Origin of the sequence: Fictibacillus sp. NRS-1165 (assembly GCF_050468105.1) — a bacterium.
GTDB classification, from domain to species: domain Bacteria; phylum Bacillota; class Bacilli; order Bacillales; family Fictibacillaceae; genus Fictibacillus_C; species Fictibacillus_C terrinigri.
Genome location: NZ_JBDPNU010000019.1, coordinates 284,328 through 306,751 on the forward strand (window position 1 = coordinate 284,328; position 22,424 = coordinate 306,751).

A 22,424-nucleotide genomic window follows, 5' to 3' on the forward strand; every position below is an offset into this window, starting at 1 on the left:
TTTCCCCTTTTCCTGCAAAATCCCGCAAAAACAGCTACTCGAACAATATGAGCAGGGCAGCGACGACCGGCGTCGCGACCATCGCCGTTTTCAGCACTGGTTTTGGTGCGAACTTCGTCAGTTTAGCCCCAAGATAGGCCCCTGTCATCGTGCCGGCCAGCACCTGGAACAGCAGCATGAGATCAAGATAGCCTTCTATGATGTAACCGAACCCGCCGCCAGCCGCGATCGGCAGAATCACGAGCATTGTCGTTCCGATCGATTGGCGGATGGACAGGCCGAAAAGCAGCATAAGTCCGATCTGGATGAACGGAGCCGACCCGATGCCGAACGCTCCGGATAAAAGGCCTGTGGTCATACCGAGAACAAGCGCCTTTATCAGAAGGGTAGGATAGCCGAGTGTTTCATCGATCACTTCATCCACTCTGCGCTTCATCATGAAGAAACGCAAGATAAACAGGACGGCTGACAGCAGCAGCATGCCAGCCGTCAAATAATGCAGATGTTCACCTGGGATGAGGGAGGACAGCTTGGAACCGAAGTAAGCAGCGATGGCACCGAATCCGCCCGTCCAAACACCAGCTTTAAGCGAAATATTTCCTTCCCTCAAGTGGCTGTACGCTCCTGAAAGAGTTGTAAACGCCATGGCGGCAAGCGATGTGCCGAGCGCGGTATGGATGGGGATGTGAAAAAGCACGAGTATAGCAATGATAAAACCTGCTCCGCCGACACCGACAAAACCGCAGATCAGTCCGATCAGGAGCATGGTTAGTGTAATGAACAAGGTGATCGTTTCCTTTCTTTGGCGGATCCTCCGTCATTCTTGTTATGATTCTTTATTTAACTAAAGCAAACTTTTCCATAAAAATCAATAGAAGGGACTGGCATACGTGCTATCCAGTAGAATGTAAATTTTTATAAAAAACATGGTTTGCTAGTTTTGGTCATGGAGTAAGGATAAATTACCATTTTTAGGAAAATGGAGCCGTTTGTGTAGGTAGATAGAATGTTTTTCTGTAAATTTTAGAAGATTTTGCCTATTAATCTTCCTGATGTGTTTAAATAGCGTTATGGGCAAAAAAGGGCCCATTTATTTTTTAACATAAACAAAGGAGGCATTGGAATGAGAATGAGAAAGACATCGCGTTTGACAGCCTTATTGCTCGTATTCGCGCTGATTGCCGGCATGTTTTCTCCAGCAGCAGCACGCGTAGCGAATGCTGAGGGCGGATCGTCCCTTGAAAAAGCGGCGCCGCTCGAAAAAGACCAAACGGTGGATGGAACGCTCGACCAGCCTGAACAGACACAGTGGTACAAGATCACACCGAATCAACAGGATATTCAAAAAGATTCTCATATGCAAATTTCATTGACTAGTGATGCGAATTTAAACATTTCCGTCTATCCAAGCATAGAAAGAGCGGGAAATGACGAAACCTTCAGTATGTACCGAAGCTTTACGACACCAGAAACACCCGATAAACCTGTGAAACTGAACGTGCCGTACGCATGGCAGGGACCATATTACATAAAGGTCGAATACCTCGGTGAAGATACACCTGATGATCCGCCGGCAGCCGCTGAAGCGAAACAGGTAAATTACAAGATTGGCTATAAAGGCCTTAAATTTCCTTCATCCGTTGAATCGGCCGGGGAAGAAGAGTGTCCGGTAGAAATGAGCGCCGGCCAGCAGAAATCAGGAAATGCCCTTTTAACACAGCTTCGCCAGCTGCGTGACGGCTTGCTTTCAAAGACGGAGGAAGGTAAATCCCTGTCTTCCCTTTATTATAAAACCGCACCGTTCCTCGTTGGAAAAATGGTGTTCAGCCAGGATCTTCGCGAGGATGTATACAGCAACCTTGTGGCATTGAAACCTTTATTTGATGAATTGGCAGCGAACGGGGCACAAAGCACGTATGTCCTCACGAAGAAAGACGGAAGCTCCATCAAGGGGCTGTACGACATCGTGATGAACGCAGCGCCGGACAGCTATAAAGGTGATATTGAAAGAATCGGCGAACAGGTCGGTGTTTCTTCGCTTGCAGGTGAGAAACTGTCCGATGTTTTAGGAAAAGCAGGACTTGTTCCTCAAGGACAGAACGAAAAAGACATGTCCAGCAAGCTCATTGTTAAAATGAAAGACGGCTATACCAGCAAGTCACTCAACAGCAAGCTTCAAACGTACGGCATTCAATCCGCTGCCAAATCGGCATTCCAATCTGAAGATAAGGTGCTGGGCAACATGTATGTGGTGAACGCCGCAGGAGGGAATGCTTCTGGCAAATACAGCACGACTTCAAAAAGTACGGCAGCTTCAGTAAAAGCTGCGGCTGCCAAGCTTGCAAAACTGCCGGGAGTTGAATTTGTGGAACCCGTTCAGCATTATCACTCCATGTCCAATGACGTGCAATACAACGATCAGTGGTCATTGAAGAATACAGGGGCAAATGAAGGCGTCAAAGGGGCAGACATCAGCTATGAGCCGATGAAAAAGCTGGCGGGCCAATCGAACCTGAACAGCACACTGATCGCGGTCGTTGATACCGGAGTAGATTATACTCTTGCAGACCTGAAGGACAAAGTGCGTGAAGACCTTGGGAAAAACTTTGTAACTTCCGGTGCAGCTCCATTGGATGACATGGGCCACGGGACTCACGTGTCCGGAATTATCTCTGCAGCAGCAGACAATGGCTATTCGATGGCAGGAATCAATCAGAAGGCACAAATTCTTCCGGTTAAAGTCCTTGACGCTTCTGGATCAGGAGATACCGAACAGATCGCAAAGGGCATTAAATACGCGGCGGACAAAGGTGCAAAGGTGATCAACCTCAGCCTTGGCGGCGGATACAGCCGAGTGCTTGAATATGCGTTGAAATATGCGGCAGACAAAGGGGCGACCATTGTCGCGGCAACTGGAAACGATGGAGATTCCATGGTCAGCTATCCGGGTTCATCGAAGTACGCGATCGGTGTCGGCGCCACCAATGATATGGATGTTGTCAGCGACTATTCCAACTATGGTGAAGGCCTTGATCTTGTAGCCCCAGGCTCCAACATTCCAAGCCTTGTGCCGAACGGAAACGTGACGTACATGTCTGGAACATCGATGGCTACACCGCACGTTGCAGCGGTCGCTGGTCTTTTGCTGTCTGAAAACCCTCGTTTAAAAGCAAAAGAAGTGGAACGAATCCTCACACAAAGTGCGGATGAAATCGGCTTTGGTGAAGTCGATAAACCGAGCGATGGTTATTATGACGAACCGGATGCCGGGCCAAAACCGGTTCCAGGCTATGATGAAGCATCTGGCTGGGGAAGACTGGATGCGTTTAGTGCACTTAGCGCGGTTAAACTAAACGCAAAAGTGAACCCAGTGCTTGATAACATGGATAAAGTATCGGGAATTGCTGCAAAAGGCTCTAAAGTGACCGTGATGAACGGCAAAAAAGTGCTCGGAAAAACAACGGTACCGGCGTTAGGAACGTTCGCCGTTACAATTCCGGTTCAAAAAGCAGGCCAAGTGCTTCACGTGGCCATCGCCAATGCTTCTGGCTCTGAAAAAGCAGCCCTGAAAGCAGTGGTGGGAAAAGCGCCGGCTCCGGATATGCCAAAAGTGGATAAAGTAACGACAAAATCCACAGCGGTAACCGGCAAATCTGTAGCGAACGGAACGATCAAAGTGAAAGACAAGTCCAAAAAGGTCATTTCTTCTGCAAAAGTAAGCGCAAAAGGAACCTTTAAAGCAAGCATCAAGAAGCAAAAGAAGGGTGCTGTCCTTTACGTAACCGTAACTGACGCTGCTAAACGCGAAAGCAAAGCAGTGAAAGTGACAGTGAAGTAACAGATGGAAGTAATGAAGAAAACCCCTTGTTTCTGCCCTAGCGGCGAAACAGGGGTTTTTGTTATTTAAGAAAGAGTTTCAGAAGCTGAGTCTCTATTGGCTGGGCTTGGTGCGAAATCAGGTCCGAACAGAGCGCGGTGGAGAAAGGGATCCATGGTACTGATGCTTAATTTTTGCGGAATGTTTTTTATTTTTTTCATTAAGCCCTCCAGTATCACGCGCTGTTCTTGCGCCTCGGCAGTAAGACGCTGATGTTCCATTAAAACCATGCCTACGGCAGCTTCCCCAGCCGCTCCGTACAAGGCCAGCTTTTCCAGATAGGGTGCAGTCTCCTGCAGGAATTTTTGATTCTCCAGTGTGCTTTTCAACCGGGAAGGTGCTTCTTTCATTGCATAAAACTGCTGTGAAAGAGATTCTCCCTTTATTTTCATAGACTCGGCTTCATCGGCCTTCCAGAATTCATCCATCAGAGGCTGCAGACGAACAGACAGCGGATCCTCATGGTTGTTCAGGATTGTAGCGTAACAGCTTTCAACGAAAAGCTTCAGTGCAACTGACGCCTTGCCGGCAAATTCCTTGACGCTTCTCTCCAGAGATTGAACAGGGTCATAGTTCATTGCGTTCCACATATATTCCGCAATGGTGAACAATGGAATCTTCGATGCTTCTGCCTCGTTCATAGGGTTCGCTGTGATCCCGATCACGGCGTCCTCTTTACATAACTCCGGCTCCCTTCCATAGAGCGGGGCGAGGAACAATCGGTTCCGGTCGATATCGTTGACGGGATAGTTATCCCAGATCAAAAGCGGATGCTGAAAGATTCCATGAATGTAACGTGCATCCTTCGCCGGTATGACAGGAGCCACGATGCCGATCCCTGTCCATTGAACGGCAATATCTGGCCCAACAAGCGCGGCAAAACGTTCCCGGTAAGGAGACGTGCCTTCTTCGTAATATTCAGTCGGCACTGTGATCAGAGGTAAAGCCCCTGGGTGCTTCTTGATAAATTCATCATTAAAACGATTCAATAGAAACGCCTGGGCAGCGGCGGGAGGATATACATCTTCGCCGAACGCAGCCTCATCCTCTTCTGAACGAACGGCAGGGTCGATATCATCCAGATAGAGCGCAAACGAACGTACCCCAATGTCCCACACCGCCTGTGCCTTATCCAGCAATTGTTGAAAGTCGGCATCCTGTGAAAAAGCGATCGTGTTTCCCGGTGAGATGGCAAAGGTCAAGGTGATGTGGTTTCTTTTTGCGGTGTCAGCGAGCTCCCGGATCTCACTCAATTTATCCTGAGGATAGGGTTCACACCATTTTTCGCGATGGTACGGATCGTCCTTGGGCGCATAAATATAAGCATTCATCTTATGCTGACTGTAAAACGTGAGCTGGCTCAATCTGTCCTGATGGGACCATGGAGGGCCATAAAAGCCCTCGATGGCTCCCCGAACCGGCATGGCCGGCCAATCATGAACCGTGACCGAAGGCATCCATGCCGTTTCATTTTCTTTTATCAGCAGCTGTCTGAACGTCTGGGAAGCATAAAAGGTTCCAGCTTCATCAACACCGGCAAGGATGATCAGCTTCGTCCCAGCAGACGTTGTTCCGGTGGCAATTACATATCCCTCCGCTTTAAAATCTTTCGGCCTTTCCACATGGAGGGTTTCCAGTGCTCTTGATGCAGCTTCATCTTCAGCAAGTCCTCCAAGGTATAGGACGACCGGCTTTAAAGCGGCCTCCGTTTCCCGAAAATGTGCCTTTATTTCAATTTCCTTCACTCCGGCTTCATAGAGAGCTTTCTCCACCTCCAGCAAAGCAGATGCCGGGGTACTGTCTTCAGTTACAATCCACACGGCCGGGGTCAATGGAAAACCATCGTCTCTTATTTCCATGGATTGAGGAACAGGGGAAACAGTGATGGATTCCCTGTAGTTGTCAGGCATTAAATTCCGCATGTTGAAAGCTCCTTTACCTTCGTAAATTTTATCGGTATTCCTATTTCTTCAAGATTAATTTAAAAAGCTTGATGTGATCGTAGTAAGAAGTGGCTGTCGCATACGCTGTGGTGTAAGCAATAATTTTTGCAGAAGCGGCCTGCTCCGGAGCTTTTGCCGTGATGGTAACCGGCTGCCAGCTGTTGTATCCGGATTCGGTATGAACTGGAGTAGAACTGAGCTCTTTTCCGCTGCTGTCAAAAAAGCGCAGCATCAGACTGGAAAGGCCTTCTTTTAAATAAAGCTGCGATTCTGCTCTTAAAACTTCCCCTGGTTTGACGGTGATTCCAGTGCTCATGAGGGCAGCTGATTTTTTGCGGGAAGTGTCAACAAGCTTCAGGCTGTGCGTGCCTTTTCTGTGCTGCTCGCTGGAAAGGCTGTATTGAACTTCAGAATCAGTGGCAAACATCGATGTCCAGCCGGGGACGGAATGATTCATAAGCGGCTGCTCAAAACTGCTGTTCGTGATATGGACGGGTTTTATTTTCGAAATCTGATCGACTTCGATCTTATACAGCAGTGTGCGATTGGAGCCGAGGGAATAATAGATATCTCCGTCATCGCCGATGGAAAAGGAATAGGCATTCGTAATTTTCTTGCTGTCTAGTGTATTAGGATCAATGGCTGTCAGATTTCCGCCTGTAAAGTTGGCATACAGCAGGCCGTTTGACCACTTCAGGTCGATGGATCCCCAGGCGTCTTCAGGCAGGACACCATCTGGATAGATCTTGTTGCTTTTTACGACGTTTAAGGTCTCAGGATCAAGAGCGAATATGGCATTCTTGACCGCTCCCCATAAAAGCCCGTCAGGACCGATCGACAGCTCCCCGATGAGGGCAGGCTTTTCAATTCCCTCGACATTCAGTGAGATTTCTTTTATTTTCTTTTCATTTTGGACATCCCAAACAAAGATTTTAGCTTCTTCGGCTGCAGGATCTGCGCCAAGGCCGCCAGTGATGGAGGTCGAGCCGTAAACCTGTCCGTCCTTGTACGCAAGGCCTACTACACTCTGGTCTTGAACGACATTCCGGAACACTTTGTATTTTACGCCTTCGGCCTGCGGGTCATAGACGGTCAGCGCTCCGCCAAGCTCGCCGTAAAAAGGAATGCTGCCGATGAACGCCTTTCCGCCGCCTGAAGAAATGGTTTTAATTCTGTTTTGAGACTCTCCGAGAACAAATAATTTTTCAGGGTTCGTGTCGGATGGCGGGAGTGCCGGATCATACGCCCGGATGTCTCCTGAAGGATAGACACCCATCAGCATCTTTTCTCCTAAAGGAGCCATGCTGTCCGCCTGACCGAGGTTAAACGGAGTAACTTTGCCAGTTACAGGGTTATAGTGGGCACCTTTCGCGGTCTGCATGCCGCTGATGTAGAAATTGCCATCGGGGCCTTTTTCAATGGCCTGCATCACGGTAGGTGTCGATTGAACGAGAGAAGGGAGCCGGGTCACCTTTTTCGTCTCTAGGTTGATGACCGTTACATAACCGCTGAAGTTAATGGTCACCAAGCTTTTGCCGGGAAGCTCGGGAGTATTGAATTCTACCCAGTCCACACCACGGAAATCGCTTTCATATTTAATCCCGGTATCTTCAATGTTTAACGTGGACAGATCGACGGTTCGTAATTTATTGTCGGTGGACATGAAGTAGATCTTGTTGTTGAGCGATTGCTCCTCCACATGCAGGCCACGGACTTTTGGAACTGTAACATCGAGCCATTTCTTTTCCTGCGTATCATAAATGTAGCCGTTGCTGGAAAGCTCGAACCGTGCGAAGAGATAGCGGTCATCCACTTTTTCAAGGTCATAGATATGGCCTGGTTCATTGATGGATTTGGCGATATCCTCTTTTTCTCCCGTCTTCATGTTGTAGCGTACGATCTGTCCGTGCCCTGTACCGGAATATATGTCGTCTCCAATCACGGCGAGTGAACGGATATATTCCTGGGATACAGCACCAATCATGCGGCCGTAGTCTTTTGCTTTAGAGGTAAGCGGGTCGTATTTGAAAACTTTACCCCCGGGATACGTACCGACAAATACCTGGCCTTCTGCATTGGAAGTGATGGAAAAGGCAAAGGATTCTCCGGGAAATTTATAGACGAGCTTCGCCTGTTTGGAAGAAGGGGAGTACTTCCATAATTTTGCTCCTCCGCCTTCTGTAGCCACGTACAGATCGCCGTTAGGTGTAACCTCGTGGGCCCACGAGTTTTCAGAGTCTGCGAGATCGATGACTCTTAATAATTTGTAGTCCTCAATATCCAGTACGTTTAATTTGGCGGGAAATCCTTTTGTCGTCGTATACATGACGCGGTGCCCTTCTTCAGTGCCGACGGCCCCGTTAAAAATAGAGACGGCCTGATTCAGCGGCGCCGTCAGCTTTTCCGGCGGTCCAAAGTAGGTTTTCTCCAGCGTGCTCGAACTTTTTGCGAGAGCCTGCTTTCCAAAGCCCAGGCTTGCACAGCATAAAACAATCAAGCATAGTCCGATTGATAACCATTTTTTCATCGGAATTCCCCTCCCTGTTGTTACCGTTTATCGGGTATAGCGATACAAATCGGTGCCTCTTGCAAAGTAAAAAGCGCCATTCTTGTCTTCGGCAAAGAGAGAGGCATCCGTTTCGAGAACCTCAGTTTCCCACGTTTGTGGATTGAATTTGAACAGCTTTCCAAGGGTGGTTCCATAAAAACAGCCGTCTGCGTCCAGGTCCAAGAAAGCGCCCCTCCAATAATGGCCGACGCCGTTCCAGCTGAATGGAAATAATTCCTTGGCCGCCAGGACCTTTCGGGTTTCCGGATTAAATTTAAAAATTTTTCCCGGGCTCATGCCCCATAGATCACCTCCCCGGTCAAATGCCAATGCGCTGATTGCTTTTTCACCGTGAAGAGGAGTCATTTCAAACTTTTTTTCACTCGTTTTGGGGTCAAATGCAAACAGTTTTGCTTCTGTTTCGGAAGGCGTAACACCTAAGCCGCCGGAAACACTGGTGCCTCCGTAAACGAGGCCGTCTTTATAGGAGAGGGAGATGACACTCTGATTGTTGACGATGTTTCGGTGAACTGCATATTGATCGGATGCTTCGTCCAGAACGGTTAATGCCCCTCCAAGCTTTCCATAGTCAGGAACGGTACCGATAAAGACTTTTCTATCTCCTTTTGCAAAGCCAAAAGGACGGTCCTGGCCCTCGCTTTTTAAGGAAAAAAGAGCCTTCGGATTCGTTGCTTTCGGAACATTCACGGGGTCATGGTCGTATGGTTTAGCCGGATCATATCGATAGATGACGCCGCCCGTATAAACACCGAGATAGAGATAGCTGTCTGTTGAAATCATGTTTTCCGCCTGTCCAAAGCCTTTGAATCTCGTAAACTCATGATCATCCACAGAATACTTGGAGAAGCCCCCGGTCAAGTAGCCGCTCGTATAGATGTTTCCGTCAGGTCCTCTCCCGATGGATTGGATGGGAATCGGCTGTCCTTCGATCTGAGAGTCGATACTCCTGGATTTTCCGGTCTGCGGGTTGAAGATCCAATAGCTTCCGTTATAGCGCATGCTGATCAGACTCTTTCCTTTAAACCCCTCTTCGTTCAGGTTCAGCCATCCAAAGCCTTTATTGCTCCAGCTCTCCCTGTAGCCTGTTGCTGCCAGTTTTTTATCCTTCAGCCGATAGGAATACAGTTCGTCTCCGATATTGAAATAGACGCGCCCTTTTGCATCCGGTGAGGAAACCTTGGAGCCTTTTACATTTTTGATCTCATCCACCCATTTTTTCTTCTTCAAGTCATAGATGAGCAGGGTGTTAGAGGGGGTCACCCTGACGAACAGCAGATGGCGGACAGCATCAATGTCGTACACGTCCTGCTGGCTCGTATACGGTTCAGGGAGCGGGATGCCCTGTTTTTTACCGGTTTTCGGATCAAGCCGGATGAGCTGGGCTTTTTTTACCCCTGTTCCTGCATAGACATACTGTCCTGAAACAGCAATGCTGCGGGAATACCCTTGGTCTTCCGCCATCTGTCCATAATCTCTGAACGTCTTCGTTTCTGGATTGTACATGAAGACCTTGCCGTTCGGATAGGTGCCTCCATAGATACGGCCTTTCTGATCGGTTTGCAGCCGCCACAAAGCGGTTTCAGACGCAATGGGCCTTCCCAGGTTGGTAACAGCATCGGTTGTCGGATCGTAACGGTACAGATTGGCGCCGCCGGCAATATAGACCTTGCCTTTAGGGTCAATGACCATTCCCCAGGCGGATGGTGCGCCGTCTAATGCATGGGTGGCGATGGTTTCCCCGCTCAATGGATCAACAATATTCAATACGGCAGGATCTCCATTTGCTGCCGCGTAAACGGCCTGTTTACCGTTTGGCCCCTTTCCGTAAGCACTGGAAAGGATACCAATGTTGAAATGAGCTGTTCCAAGCTTTTCTGTCTTGCCGGCTGCTTCTGCACGTATAGAAAAGGAAGCGGCAAGCAAGCCGGCCAGCAAAAAACAGGAGACGATTCCTTTGCACCACTTTTTCAAATGAGCATACCTCCTTGGATAGAATTAAACACCGCAGTCAACTCGTTGGGTCATATCTGGTTCGTTATTAATCATACATAAAACGATAGTATCCTCCAATCATAATTTTAGAAAATTCAGTTAAGTTATTCGGTATAGAGAAGAAGCAGAAATGCCTTCTTGCAGAAAAATGCAGATGCATCAAGGGATTGAGGCCGTTTTCCGGCTCCGTCAGACACATGTCTTTAATATGTCGAGAAATATAATTCGGCCGAAAGAACGGCTTAACCGTTGGGTTTGTCCTTTAATTGTCTAAAAATACAAAATAGATTGACACTTTTATCACGGTCACTTATCCTAAATTCAAGTACCAGTTATGAACCAGAAGAAAAGGGAGGAAGTTGAGATGTCCTGGAGGAAAAGTGGGGTCATTGTTCTTTTGTGCTTTTTGCTTTTCGCTTTAACGGCCTGTTCGAACGATGAGGCAGCATCAGGAGGAGGAAGCACGGACAAGAAACAAAAAACTACACTGACGGTCTGGATTCACCCTTATGTCAGTGATGAACTGAAAAACAAGCAGAATGAAGTCTTTAAAGGAATGGGTGAACGGTTTAAAAAGGAATATCCAAACGTTACCGTAAAATTTGAGGAAATTCCGTGGGCAAACCGCGAACAGAAGATCCTCACAGCCATGGCAGCCAAGCAGGGGCCGGATGTTTTTTACCTGATTCCGGACATGATGGCGCAATTTGCAGATAAAGGTGTACTGGCTCCGCTGGATGATCAGCTCGGTGACTACAATAAAGAGGATTTTGATCAAACCTCCATGGAAGCGGTTACGTACAAGGACAAAATGTATGGCCTGCCTGTCCTTAAAGAGGTGCAGACCTACTTTTATAACACAAAAATTTTAAAAGAGCTTGGCGGGGAACCGAATCATTTGCCGAAAACATGGGATGAATTTAATGCTCTGGCGGAAAAGGCAGTGAAAAAAGGATATTACGCCCGAAACTATGAAGGCGGCAATACGCCAAATGCGACATTGTACCCTTATGTATGGCAAGCCGGCGGAGAGGTTATCACGAAAGACGGAAAGGTAGCCATCAATAAGCCGGATGCCGTAAAAGGATTCGAGCTCATCAATCATTGGTATCAGAAAAAAATGATTCCGAAAGACTCCATCAACACGGTCGATCACCTCCCGCTCTTTTTGGAAGGAAAAATGCTGGCTTACTGGGGAACGGGTGCTTCATTAGCAACGATGAAGGAAAAGAATTTTAAAGATTATGCCATCGGGTCGCCGCTTAAAGAGGCGAAAACAGCGACGTTCGGAACGACCGGAATGTTCGTTGTATCCGGAAACTCCGAGAATAAAAAACTTTCTGCTCAGCTTGTGAAGTCGATGACAAGCACCGAAAGCCTTGAAGCCTTCAATACGCTGACCAAGTATGTGCCGCCAAGAAAATCGGCCGCTTCCATCTATGATGGGGACAAAGATATGAAGATTCTGACCGAGTATGCGCAATATGCGAAACCCGGCGTCATTCATCCCGTATCCCGGTCGGTCATGCCTCAAATTCAGGCAAAGCTTCAGGAGATGATGCAAGGCAAGAAAACACCGCAGCAGGCGGCTGATGCTGCAGCAAAAGCCATTCAGGAAGAGATGGATAAATAATGTTTGAAGGGAGGGGGTGCAGCCTCCCCCGTCCTTTTATTCGATGAAGCGATGTTTAAAATAGGAGGTGAGTATATGGGAGAAACAAATTTCACAATCAGCGAAGCGGCTCCGAAACCGGCTGTTCCGCAGACGAGCCGGGCTTTTAGAATGAAAAAGCATTGGAACAAATATGTGATGATCTATATTTTTTTAGTTCCCATCCTTGTTCATTTTAGTATTTTTCAGTTGTTTCCCATCTTGTTCAGTCTTTATATCACTTTTACAGATTGGCCGGTCATCGGTGACCCGCAATTTATCGGTTTAAAAAACTGGATTCATTTTTTCTCGGATGAAATTGCGTGGAAAGCGATATGGAACACTGTTCTTTTTTCACTTTACTATATTGTGCCTACTATGGCGCTGGGCTTGTGTTTAGCGCTGTTGATCAATACAGGCAAGAAGGGGACCGGCTTTTTCAAGGGCATCTTCTTTCTGCCGGTCGTCACATCGTTTGTGGTGATCTCAGGAATCTGGGCTTGGCTGTTCAAAGGAACGGAGAGCGGCTTTATTAACTCTCTGCTTGGATGGTTTGGGATCGAACCGCAGCTGTTTCTGTCAGACTCGCTGCAGGCCATGATGGTTCTGGCGGGGCTGAGGGGCTGAGTGTGTTTAAAGTATGCGGCAGTACGATGATCTATTATTACGCAGGGCTCCAATCTGTGCCAGACGAGTACTATGAGGCAGCGAGGATCGATGGTGCATCCAAGTGGAATATCTTTTGGAAGATTACCTTTCCGCTTTTGATGCCGATTCATTTTTATGTCGCCATTATCACGACCATCGGTTCCTTCCAAATCTTTGACTCTGCTTTTCTATTAACCAGCGGGGGGCCGAACTTCTCAACTACAACGATCGTTTATTACCTCTATCAGGAGGGGTTCACCTCTTTGCGTTTAGGGTATGCCAGTGTCCTTGCTTACGTCCTGTTCTTTATTGTATTTGGCATCTCTTTGATCCAGAAAAAGTTTTTAGGAAAAGAAGTGAACTACAAATAAAGGAGGTGCATCATGAACAAAGTATCAAAGTGGACCTATGTCCCACTGGCGGTTTTTGGGGTTCTTTTTATCGCTCCCTTTCTTATCATGCTTGGCGGATCCTTCCTCCCGATGAAAGTTCCGAGCGGAAACCCCTTTTTATGGCTTACCGAAGAAAAATTTTCTCTATCAAACTTTCTTTATATCGTGGTGAACGCCAAGTTTATGAAATGGATCATGAACTCCATGATCATTACGATCATTCCCGTATTCTCGCAAATGTTTTTCGCCGCTGTACTTGGGTATATCTTTGCCAAAAAAGAGTTTCCGTTTAAGGAGGTAATCTTTTGGACCATGATGGCCGTCATCATGCTGCCGAGCCAGCTTCTTATTATTCCGAGGTATATCATGTTCAGCGATTTTGGCTGGATCAATACGTATATGCCGCTGATCGTGCCGGAAATCTGGGGGATTCTCGGTGTGTTCTTCGTCAGGCAGTATATGCAGACGCTTCCTAAAGATTTGGAAGAAGCGGCCCACATTGATGGTGCGAATGATTTTACGGTCTTCTTTAAAATCATGCTTCCGATGTCCAAACCTGTCATTGCGACAGTAGGTACATTTGCTTTTATCTCCAATTGGAACGATCTATTGACACCGCTCATTTTTACAACGAGTGAAGATATGTTTCCTGTAACCGTAGGATTGGCCTCTCTTTTAACGAAAGAAGGAAATTTCGGGGTGGAAATGGCAGGCTCTGTCCTATCCTTCATCCCTACCTTTATCATTTTTCTCTTCTTCCAGCGTTATTTTGTAAAAGGGATCGCCCTGTCCGGTCTAAAGTAAAATTTCAGAGGATGGTAGTCGCATTATGAGTGAAAAAACGAGCCGAGAACAATTCAAATTAAAGTTCGACCAATTTATTGGATCGATAAAACAACAGATCACTGAAGGCTTGCTTCCGGTGGGAGAATATTTGCCTTCTGAACTGTCGCTTGCCGAACGGTATGATTTAAGCAAAAATTCGGTCAGAAGAGGGCTGGATCAGCTGGTGAAGGAAGGGCTGATCGTCAAAAAATCAAGGGTCGGCAATATAGTGGCAGCCAGCAGGCCGTTTGAACCGCTGACAATTAAAGTGGGGTATTACCCTTCCATTCCAAATGAAGCGGTGCTGAACGAACTCATCGGGATGTTTGAAGAGCAGCATCCGATGATCAAGGTGCAGACGATCAATCTTCCTTACAACCATTACGGGAAGATCGTTTATGATTTCTTTCAGAATGATATGGTCGATGCCGTCACGATTAACTATAACGATTTCCAGGAGCTTAACCCGCATCATGAGGAGATGTTTGAACCTCTGCCGGTTTCCGGCGAAATGTATCCCTTCTTGAACAAAGGGTTTGCCGCACAGGAGCAGTATGTGAAGCCTTTTCTCTTTTCACCGGTCATCCTGTGCTACAATGTCAGCCACTTTGAGGAGAACGGCATTGCTTTTCCGGACAGCGGATGGCAATGGGAAGATGCACTTGCGGCTGCTGAGAAGCTGTCAGTACAGGATCCTGAAGCCAAAAGGTGCGGCTTCTATTTCCACCCGCTCTCGCTCAACCGCTGGCCGATCTTTCTGCTGCAGAACCAGATGTCCTTTACCTGGAACGAAAACGGTGAAGTACAGTTTGATTCGGACCGCTTCATCGAAAGTATCAAGCGGTTCAAACATGTCGTTGAGCAGCAGAAGATGGCCGTGAATTATTTATCGGACAGTGACCAGGATTCCGAAGCGCTCTTTAAAGCCGGAAAAGCGTCGATGATCATGTGCTCCTATTTCAGTTTAAACCAGATGAAAAACGCGGAGATCGATTATGACATCGCTCCGCTGCCATATTCGGAAGATGCGAGGACGATGCTGCTCATGATCGGTCTTGCTGTGAACAAACAATCAAAAAAGAAAGAGGCAGCAAAACTGCTCGTGGATTTCTTGGCATCCGAGGAATGCCAGGAGAGAATCCGGAAGAACACTCTGAGTATACCGGCCATAAAAAAAGTCGCTGAGCGTACAGGAGGAGAACGGGTCTACCTGCCTTCCCGGTTCAAGATGTTCAGGGAGATCGTTCCTACATACCGGCTGTACAGCGATCTTGGGCTTTCGTTTAAAGAGCTAAAGGAAATCCGTGATGAGCTTCGCCTCTACTTATCGGGGCTGTTAGATGAAGCATTTCTTTGTAAGCGAATTGAGGCAAAGCTGTCCAAAACGGTTCAATCCGTGATGGCGGGGGAAAGGGGGAACGAGCATTGAAAAGCGTGGCAGCCCAAGAAGGCAAAATAACGATGATCGAAAGTGAAATTCCAAAGGTTCGGGACCATTACCTTTTGGTGAAAACCTCACATTCTGTCATCAGTACGGGAACGGAGCTATCAGTCATTCGGGCAAGCCGGAACCGCACAGCCTATCTCGGCTACAGTGCGGCCGGCAGGATTGTGGAATGCGGAAAGGGCACCGAGCCTTTTTATAAAGGCCAGCTGGTTTCCTGCTACGGGGTACCGTATGTCAGGCATTCAGAATACCTCCTCGTTCCAAAAACGCTGTGCTGCTCTGTGCCTGATAACGTTGAGGCAAAGGAAGCCGCCTTTGCCGGAGTGGGAGCCATAGCGATTCACGCACTGCGCATGGCGCAGCTCCAGTTTGGCGAGTCTGTTGTCATCGCAGGGCTAGGCGTACTCGGGCAGATCATCGCACAGATTTCCAATGCCAGCGCCTATAATGTCCTTCCATATGAGGTAAATGCCAGCCGGGCTGAATTATTTCAATCGATTTCGAACGTGGAGGTTTCGGTCACCCGGGAAGCACTGGAACAACGGATTAAGGAAAAGACGAACGGATACGGTGCAGACGCTGTACTTCTTTGTACAGGAGGAGGGCATTCCCCGCTGACCAATGAAAGCCTGGAATGGATCAGGGACAAGGGGAAAATTGTCATCGTCGGCGATATAGAACCAGACTTTAACAGGAGCCGGATGTTTGGAAAAGAAGCACAGATCCTTATTTCACGGGCAGGAGGCCCCGGACGGTACGATCCCGAGTATGAAAAGAACGCTCAGGATTACCCGTATGCTTTTGTCCGCTGGACAGAGGGGCGTAACATGGGGGAATTCTTAAGGCTTTTGAGCGAACGCAGGATACAGGTCAGTGAATACCTCAAGGAATCGATTCCCTTTGAGGAGATCCGTCAAGCTTATGAGGAACTGCAGCAAGGGAAAAACGGAGTGCTGACGAGAGTCATCGATTATGAGTGAAGAAAATAAATTGTTCATTGAGGTGATGGATCATGTCTGGCCAGATTGTCATTGGAATCGTTGCCCCTGAAGTCATTTCTCGCCGTATTCGAAAGGTCATCAAGGCTTTTCCGACGTTCACTCCGGTCTTTCAGGTGTCCGACGATCTTCCGGATGCCGTCTCGCTCATAAAAGAACTGACGGAAAAAACGGATGTGCTGCTCTTCTCAGGGTATGAGGAGTATAAGCTGGCAAGGGATCATATTGAATTTTCGGTTCCTGCCCACTACATTCCTTTAAAAGCGTCCGGCCTCTATGGAGCCCTTTTCCGATTGATGCGCCGTCTGCCCGAAGTTCGGGGAATCTCCGCCGATACTCTTTCTGAACAGGAAGTAAGCAAAGTCCTTTCCGAAGTGAACGAAAGACTGGATGTTTTGCCCGTCGAGGAGGATAGGGTTTTTCAGACAAGGGACCAGATGATCAATCTTCACCGGCAGCTTTTTGAAACCCGAAAAACACAGGCAGCATTGACGGGAAGTAAAGTGATTTCGGATGAACTCCATGCCCTGGGAATCCCAAACGAATGGGTTGTTCCGACCGCGGAAGATATCATCAATTCGCTGGAACGTGCACTCCTTTCCTGTAAAAAGCGTCAGAACAAGGATTCACAGGTCGTCATGGGGCGAATCCGGATAATTCAAGTACAGGGTCTTGAATGTGAGCTGACAGGACACCGCATTCAAAAAAAGAAGACCCGTATCCGCCGGATGATTCGGGAGTATGCGGAAGCCCTTGAAGGACATCTGATTGCCATTGAGGAAGATGAATTTTTGTTTGTCACCACCCGCGGCATTTTTGAACGCGTATCGGAAGGGTATAAAAGTATGCCGCTCCTGAAGGCGTTAAAAGGGGATAACCAGCTGTCTTTGTCTGTTGGGGTCGGTTTTGGCTTGTGCGCCAAGGATGCCGGAAACCATGCGTGGATGGCTTTACGGCAATCCATGCAATTTGGCAGCAACCAATGCTATATCGTGAGGGAAGATAAAAGCGTGATCGGGCCGGTGGAAATGTCAAGTCCGCTCATTTACAGTCTATCGGTCACTGATCCGGCTCTTCTCCATAGAGCGGAAAAGACAGGCATGACCGCCACCTATCTTACAAAAATGATGGCTCAGATCAAGCGGACAGAACGGATCACGTATACCGCTCAGGAAATCGCCGCCATACTCGGCCTGACGATCAGAAGCGCCCACCGCATCCTGCTTCAATGCCTGGACGCCGGCCTCATCAAGATCGTCGGTGAGGAAAAGCTGTCCTCCAAAGGAAGGCCGCGGCAGGTCTATGCTTTTCATTTTATCGATGAATATTTATCTGAAAAAGGATAACTCCAGAACTTTTCTGGAGTTTTTGGCTGTTAACAGACAGGAGGAAGAAAGATGACCATACACATCATGTCCTACAATTTGAGAGTAGGAGGAAGCGACGGGAGCGGACCGCATCCTTGGGTAAAACGGCGTCCGCTCATGAAAAAATTGCTTGAAGGCTATACGCCTGATGTATTGTGCACGCAGGAGGGAACCTATCGGCAGCTGGCCGGCCTGGAGGAGGACCTGCTTGATTACGATTGGATCGGATTAGGCCGGGAGGGAGGGTCAAAAGGCGAGTTTATGGCCGTCTTTTTCAGGAAAAACAAATTTCGGGCTGTGGAATTCGACCACTTCTGGCTTTCAGAAACTCCAGCCGAAATCGGCTCGCTTTCTTGGGAATCGGCGTGCCCCCGCATGGCAACATGGGTTCTCCTGGAGGACAGGCAGTCAAAGAAGACGTTTTATGTGATGAACACCCACCTGGACCATATTTTTGTGAGAGCGAGAGAAGAGGGAGCGGCATTGCTGCTTCATACATTGAATGGTTTTGAGGAGGGTGTTCCGGTTATCCTGACGGGTGACTTTAACACTCATCCTGGCAGCCGGGTCTATGAGAGATTCACGGGCAGTGGAGTTCTATCCGACAGCTTGCGGACTGCAGATGCAAGGAAGGGCATTGGCCTCGGAACGTTTAATGATTTTACGGACGATCAAGGCGGCGGAGAAGAACGGAGGATCGACTGGGTTCTTGTGAGCGAATCATGGAACGTAGACCGGGCAGAAATCGTCGATATCAGAGTAGACGGCCGATTCCCAAGCGACCACTTTCCCTTGTATGCGACGATCAGTTTGAAGAAAAGCTGGAGCGGCTGAGGCTGCTCGGCTTTTTTTGTGTGATTGGTGGTGCCAGGCACCGCGATTTGACATATGTCAAAAGCCGGTGCCTGGCACCAAGTCGGCTCATTAGCTATGCGTAAACGTTTAAGGTAAGATGTAGAAAACGATACTTCAAAAGGGAATGAGGATCAAAAAAAGAATGGAAACTTCAAGTTACAAACAGTCAACCATCGTTGCGCTCCTGCTTGCAGGATCATTTATCGCCATCCTGAACCAAACCCTCATGATCACTGCGATTCCGCCCGTCATGGAGGAAATGAGCATCACCGCCAACAGCGCCCAATGGCTGACTACCGTCTTCATGCTCGTGAACGGAATTATGATTCCTGTCAGCGCCTTTTTGCTGGAACGGTTTTCCACGAGACAGCTTTTTATCACCGCGATGAGCGTGTTTGCGTTCGGTACACTAGTCGCCGCAATGGCCCCGAATTTTGGGACGCTGCTGCTGGGAAGGGTCATCCAGTCAAGCGGTGCAGGGGTAATGCTGCCCCTCATGCAGACCGTGTTTTTGATGATTTTCCCTGTGCATAAGCGCGGCGCAGCCATGGGCTTAATCGGGCTCGTGATATCCTTCGCACCAGCTATCGGTCCTGCATTGTCAGGCTGGGTAACATCACATTACTCCTGGAGGGTTCTGTTTTTTATAATCTTACCGATCGCACTGATTGATATTTTAGTCGCCTATTTTGCCTTGAAAAACGTGACAGAAGTGACGAAGCCGAAAGTGGACGCCGTCTCCATCGTTCTGTCATCTGTCGGTTTCGGCGGCCTGCTGTATGGGTTCACAAGTGCGGGCAATTACGGATGGACAGCGAAGGGTACGATGATTTCCCTATTGGTTGGTGCAGCAGCGCTTGTGCTGTTTATTACACGGCAGCTGCGCTTGGAGCATCCTATGCTGGAGTTCCGTGTTTTTACAAAAGGCATATTTCCGATCACGGTCTCCATTGGTATGATCACGTTCATGGGACTGATCGGAGCGGAGACCATAATTCCGCTGTTCATGCAGAACATGAGGGGTTTTACGGCGTTTGAGGCGGGTCTGGCTCTGCTGCCCGGCGCCTTAATCACCGGTATGATGTCACCGATCACCGGCAGGATCTTTGACCGGATCGGAGCCAAATGGCTGGCTTTAACAGGATTGATCATCATCACACTGTCATCATTCGCTTTTTCCTTTTTAGGGCCGGCGACATCGTTCACGTATATTACAGTACTGTATGGGATCCGTATGTTCGGGCTGTCCATGGTCATGATGCCGGCTGCCACCGCAGGTCTGAATCAGCTGCCTAAACGGCTCATTCCCCATGGGGCAGCCATGGATAATACGATGAGGATGATCGCGGCATCCGTCGGCACGGCGATCCTTGTGACCGTGATGACTACGACTGAGGAGACGGCAAAGCATAGCCCTGGCATTGCTCACCCTGATATCTACGGAGCCAATATCGCGTTTATGGTCGTTTCTGTCCTGTCTCTGATCGGAATCGTGCTCACCTTTTTTATTCCATCGAAAAAGGAAGCAGCAGAAGGAACGGAAGAAGGAGCATGATCAGTTGCAGCAAGAGCGGCAGCCATCTTCTCGGTTGAGAGGGTGGCTGTTCGTATTTAGGTATTTTAACAGCGGCGCCCTTTCATGCTATGATAATTCTTGGATAAAAAAGAGCAGTCAGTCAGGAGGGTTACCCATTAGTCTATTAATCAACGAAAACCGAATGTACAGCAGCCAGCTGAACCGTGAGCTGGAAGTGAAGTGGCTGTTTTCCGATCAGCTTCAGGAGGGAGATGTACAGCTCCTCCTCGTGCAGGACGGTTATTATTACATGAAGCTTGGAGGCATCCGAGAAACCTTTGAAAAACTGCTGGAAGAAACGCCTGAACTCGCCAGGAACCTCGTCATGGTAACGGTCAGTCCGGGTTCTCCCTCACAGCGCAGAGAGGTGTATCATCCAAACGGCGAGCATTTTGAGGCGTTCACGAACTTCTTTTATGACGACGTGCTGCCGGATGTACAGCAGAAGCTCAAAGCCATCAATATGAACGTAGTGAAAATGGGGGCGATCGGCGACTCGCTTGCCGGAGTCATCTCCCTCTATCTCGCCATGAAAAAGCCGGAGATCTGGTCTCACCTCATGCTGCAGTCTGCTGCGTTTGATGAAGAGATGGCAGAGGATGCACGCCGTCAGATCCAGCAGCCGGACTGGAAGATCTACCAGGTCGTCGGGCAGCATGAGAATAACTTTAAGTCACCCGTTACAGGGGAAATCGCCCATATCTATGATGGCAACAAAAGTATGGCCAGCGTGTTTGAAGAGAAGGACCTGTCCCTTGACTTCCATGTGGAAGATGAAGAGCACCGCTGGATCTTCTGGAAGGATGATCTGCCGCGGGCATTGTGCTTCTTCCTGAAAAACTAATGAATCTTAGAATGGTGCCTGGCACCGTCTTTTGACATATGTCAAAACGCGGTGCCAGGCACCATTTTTTTAAAGGGATTTATAGACAGATTTACGTCGTTTTTTTGAAGTGTGAACGGGTTTATCATTGAGGTATAGAGTGGTTTAGTCAAGCGGAGGACTCAGGTTGGGAGGGATCGTTATGAATTCTGATGTTAGGGAAGCCGCTGTACCGGTGGAGAATACGGAAAGGAGAAAAAGCTTTTTAAGCTATTTAGGTCCGGCCTTCATTACTTCCGCGTTGGTCATTGGCCCAGGAAGTTTAACGCTGAATTCAAAGATTGGAGCCCTGTTTGGGACCCGGTTAATCTGGGCTCTTGCTTTGGCCGTGATCTTTATGATGGTCTATACGGAAATGAGCACTCGAATCGGACTGGCGTCAAAAGCCTCTTTTATTGAAGTCATCAGAAATAAATGGGGCAGGCCGGCGGCATTGCTGATCGGTATCGGAGCGTTTCTCGTAACGGCGTCGTTTCAAGCCGGGAATGCATTGGGATCAGGTTTGGCTGCAGCTTCCATCACCGGCATGTCCACGAACTTTTGGATCATGGCGGTCACAGTAATAGGTGTCGGTTTTCTGTTTACAAAACAGTTCTACAAGCTGCTTGAAAAACTGATGCTTGGCCTGATTTTGCTTATGCTGATCTCCTTTGCCTGTACGGTCGTTCTAACCCGGCCCTCTTTCAAGGATTTGGCGGCGGGCTTCATACCGATCATTCCGGAAGGATCGCTTCCTCTTATCATTGCGCTGACCGCAACGAGTTTTTCCATTGTAGGAGCGTGTTATCAATCGTATTTAGTGCAGGAGAAGAACTGGGTGATCGGACAGTTGAAAAACAGCCAAAGGGAGACGTATTTGGGGATCTTCATTCTCGGATTACTTTCCTTAATGCTCATGTTATCGGCAGCAGCCATCTTGAAACCAAAGGGTCTGATCGTGAATTCTGCTTCCGAGATGGGAGCGGCACTGGAGCCTTTGTATGGAAACTGGGCAACATTCATGTTTATGCTCGGGCTTTTTGGTGCCTCATTCTCTTCTTTAATGGGCAATGCCACCATCGGCGGTTCTATTCTTTCGGATGGGCTCGGTTATGGCAGCAGGTTAACCTCCAAGTCTGTTCGCGCTCTTATTCTTCTGGTCATGATTTTCGGTTCCGCCGTGGGGATTTTTTTTGGCTCAGCACCTATTGCCCTTATTATTTTTGCCCAGGCGATCACCATCGTTATCGTCCCCTTTATTGCCATCGCCATTTTATCAGTGGCGAATGATGAGAAGATTATGGGGCCGCTGAAAAATACGCTTTTAAAAAATGTCATCGGATTTGCGGGACTCATTGTTTTAATTCTTTTAGCCATAAATAACGTAGTCAGCCTTTTCAAATAAAAAAACGAGGTGAAACC

At 48.2% G+C, this 22,424-nt stretch carries 14 protein-coding genes and 1 pseudogene; 11 read left to right on the forward strand and 4 right to left on the reverse strand.

Translation table 11 applies throughout. The annotated features are described in order from the left end of the window. Positions 1 to 34 precede the first annotated feature (34 nt). Positions 35 to 784, reverse strand: coding sequence for a sulfite exporter TauE/SafE family protein (locus ABHN01_RS08460; protein WP_429875153.1), 750 nt, complete (start codon positions 782 to 784; stop codon positions 35 to 37). 339 nt (positions 785 to 1,123) lie between these two features. Between ABHN01_RS08460 and ABHN01_RS08465 the strand changes: the two genes are divergently transcribed. After that, positions 1,124 to 3,838, forward strand: coding sequence for a S8 family serine peptidase (locus ABHN01_RS08465; protein WP_429875154.1), 2,715 nt, complete (start codon positions 1,124 to 1,126; stop codon positions 3,836 to 3,838). A 65-nt stretch (positions 3,839 to 3,903) separates the two neighbouring features. On the opposite strand, the gene ABHN01_RS08470 is transcribed toward ABHN01_RS08465, so the two are convergent. Genes ABHN01_RS08470 through ABHN01_RS08480 form a run of 3 tightly spaced genes read right to left on the reverse strand, consistent with a single transcriptional unit; the run spans position 3,904 to position 10,360 of the window. Continuing rightward, on the reverse strand, positions 3,904 to 5,799 hold the full coding sequence (locus ABHN01_RS08470) for a beta-N-acetylhexosaminidase family protein (RefSeq protein ID WP_429875155.1): 1,896 nt from the start codon (positions 5,797 to 5,799) through the stop codon (positions 3,904 to 3,906). A 40-nt stretch (positions 5,800 to 5,839) separates the two neighbouring features. Next, complete coding sequence (locus ABHN01_RS08475; protein WP_429875156.1) at positions 5,840 to 8,347, reverse strand: hypothetical protein; 2,508 nt, start codon at positions 8,345 to 8,347, stop codon at positions 5,840 to 5,842. A 27-nt stretch (positions 8,348 to 8,374) separates the two neighbouring features. Further along, entirely contained in the window at positions 8,375 to 10,360 is a 1,986-nt protein-coding gene (locus ABHN01_RS08480) for a WD40 repeat domain-containing protein (RefSeq protein WP_429875157.1), read from the reverse strand. Between the two features lie 385 nt (positions 10,361 to 10,745). On the opposite strand from ABHN01_RS08480, the gene ABHN01_RS08485 reads away from it, so the two are divergent. The 10 genes and pseudogenes from ABHN01_RS08485 (at position 10,746) to ABHN01_RS08530 (ending at position 22,407) form a co-directional block, all read left to right on the forward strand. Next, positions 10,746 to 12,014: a sugar ABC transporter substrate-binding protein gene (locus ABHN01_RS08485; RefSeq protein WP_429875158.1), complete on the forward strand. Its 1,269-nt coding sequence runs from the start codon at positions 10,746 to 10,748 to the stop codon at positions 12,012 to 12,014. Positions 12,015 to 12,164: 150 nt separating this feature from the next. Next, a pseudogene (locus ABHN01_RS08490) lies at positions 12,165 to 13,051 on the forward strand (carbohydrate ABC transporter permease). A gap of 12 nt (positions 13,052 to 13,063) precedes the next feature. Then, complete coding sequence (locus ABHN01_RS08495) at positions 13,064 to 13,876, forward strand: carbohydrate ABC transporter permease (protein ID WP_429875159.1); 813 nt, start codon at positions 13,064 to 13,066, stop codon at positions 13,874 to 13,876. 25 nt (positions 13,877 to 13,901) lie between these two features. Then, complete coding sequence (locus tag ABHN01_RS08500) at positions 13,902 to 15,326, forward strand: extracellular solute-binding protein (protein WP_429875160.1); 1,425 nt, start codon at positions 13,902 to 13,904, stop codon at positions 15,324 to 15,326. Between the two features lie 5 nt (positions 15,327 to 15,331). Next, positions 15,332 to 16,324, forward strand: coding sequence for a zinc-dependent alcohol dehydrogenase (locus tag ABHN01_RS08505; RefSeq protein WP_429875177.1), 993 nt, complete (start codon positions 15,332 to 15,334; stop codon positions 16,322 to 16,324). 32 nt (positions 16,325 to 16,356) lie between these two features. Next, positions 16,357 to 17,688 (forward strand): hypothetical protein, encoded by a 1,332-nt coding sequence (locus ABHN01_RS08510; RefSeq protein WP_429875161.1) that lies wholly within the window; start codon positions 16,357 to 16,359, stop codon positions 17,686 to 17,688. 51 nt (positions 17,689 to 17,739) lie between these two features. Beyond that, entirely contained in the window at positions 17,740 to 18,543 is an 804-nt protein-coding gene (locus tag ABHN01_RS08515; RefSeq protein ID WP_429875162.1) for an endonuclease/exonuclease/phosphatase family protein, read from the forward strand. Positions 18,544 to 18,706: 163 nt separating this feature from the next. Then, a complete protein-coding gene (locus ABHN01_RS08520) occupies positions 18,707 to 20,119 on the forward strand; it encodes a DHA2 family efflux MFS transporter permease subunit (protein WP_429875163.1) in 1,413 nt (470 codons plus the stop codon). 4 nt (positions 20,120 to 20,123) lie between these two features. After that, positions 20,124 to 20,984 carry an alpha/beta hydrolase gene (locus ABHN01_RS08525; protein ID WP_429875164.1) on the forward strand — a complete coding sequence of 287 codons (861 nt, stop codon included), beginning with the start codon at positions 20,124 to 20,126 and terminating at the stop codon, positions 20,982 to 20,984. A gap of 181 nt (positions 20,985 to 21,165) precedes the next feature. Then, entirely contained in the window at positions 21,166 to 22,407 is a 1,242-nt protein-coding gene (locus ABHN01_RS08530; protein ID WP_429875165.1) for an Nramp family divalent metal transporter, read from the forward strand. Positions 22,408 to 22,424 lie beyond the last annotated feature (17 nt).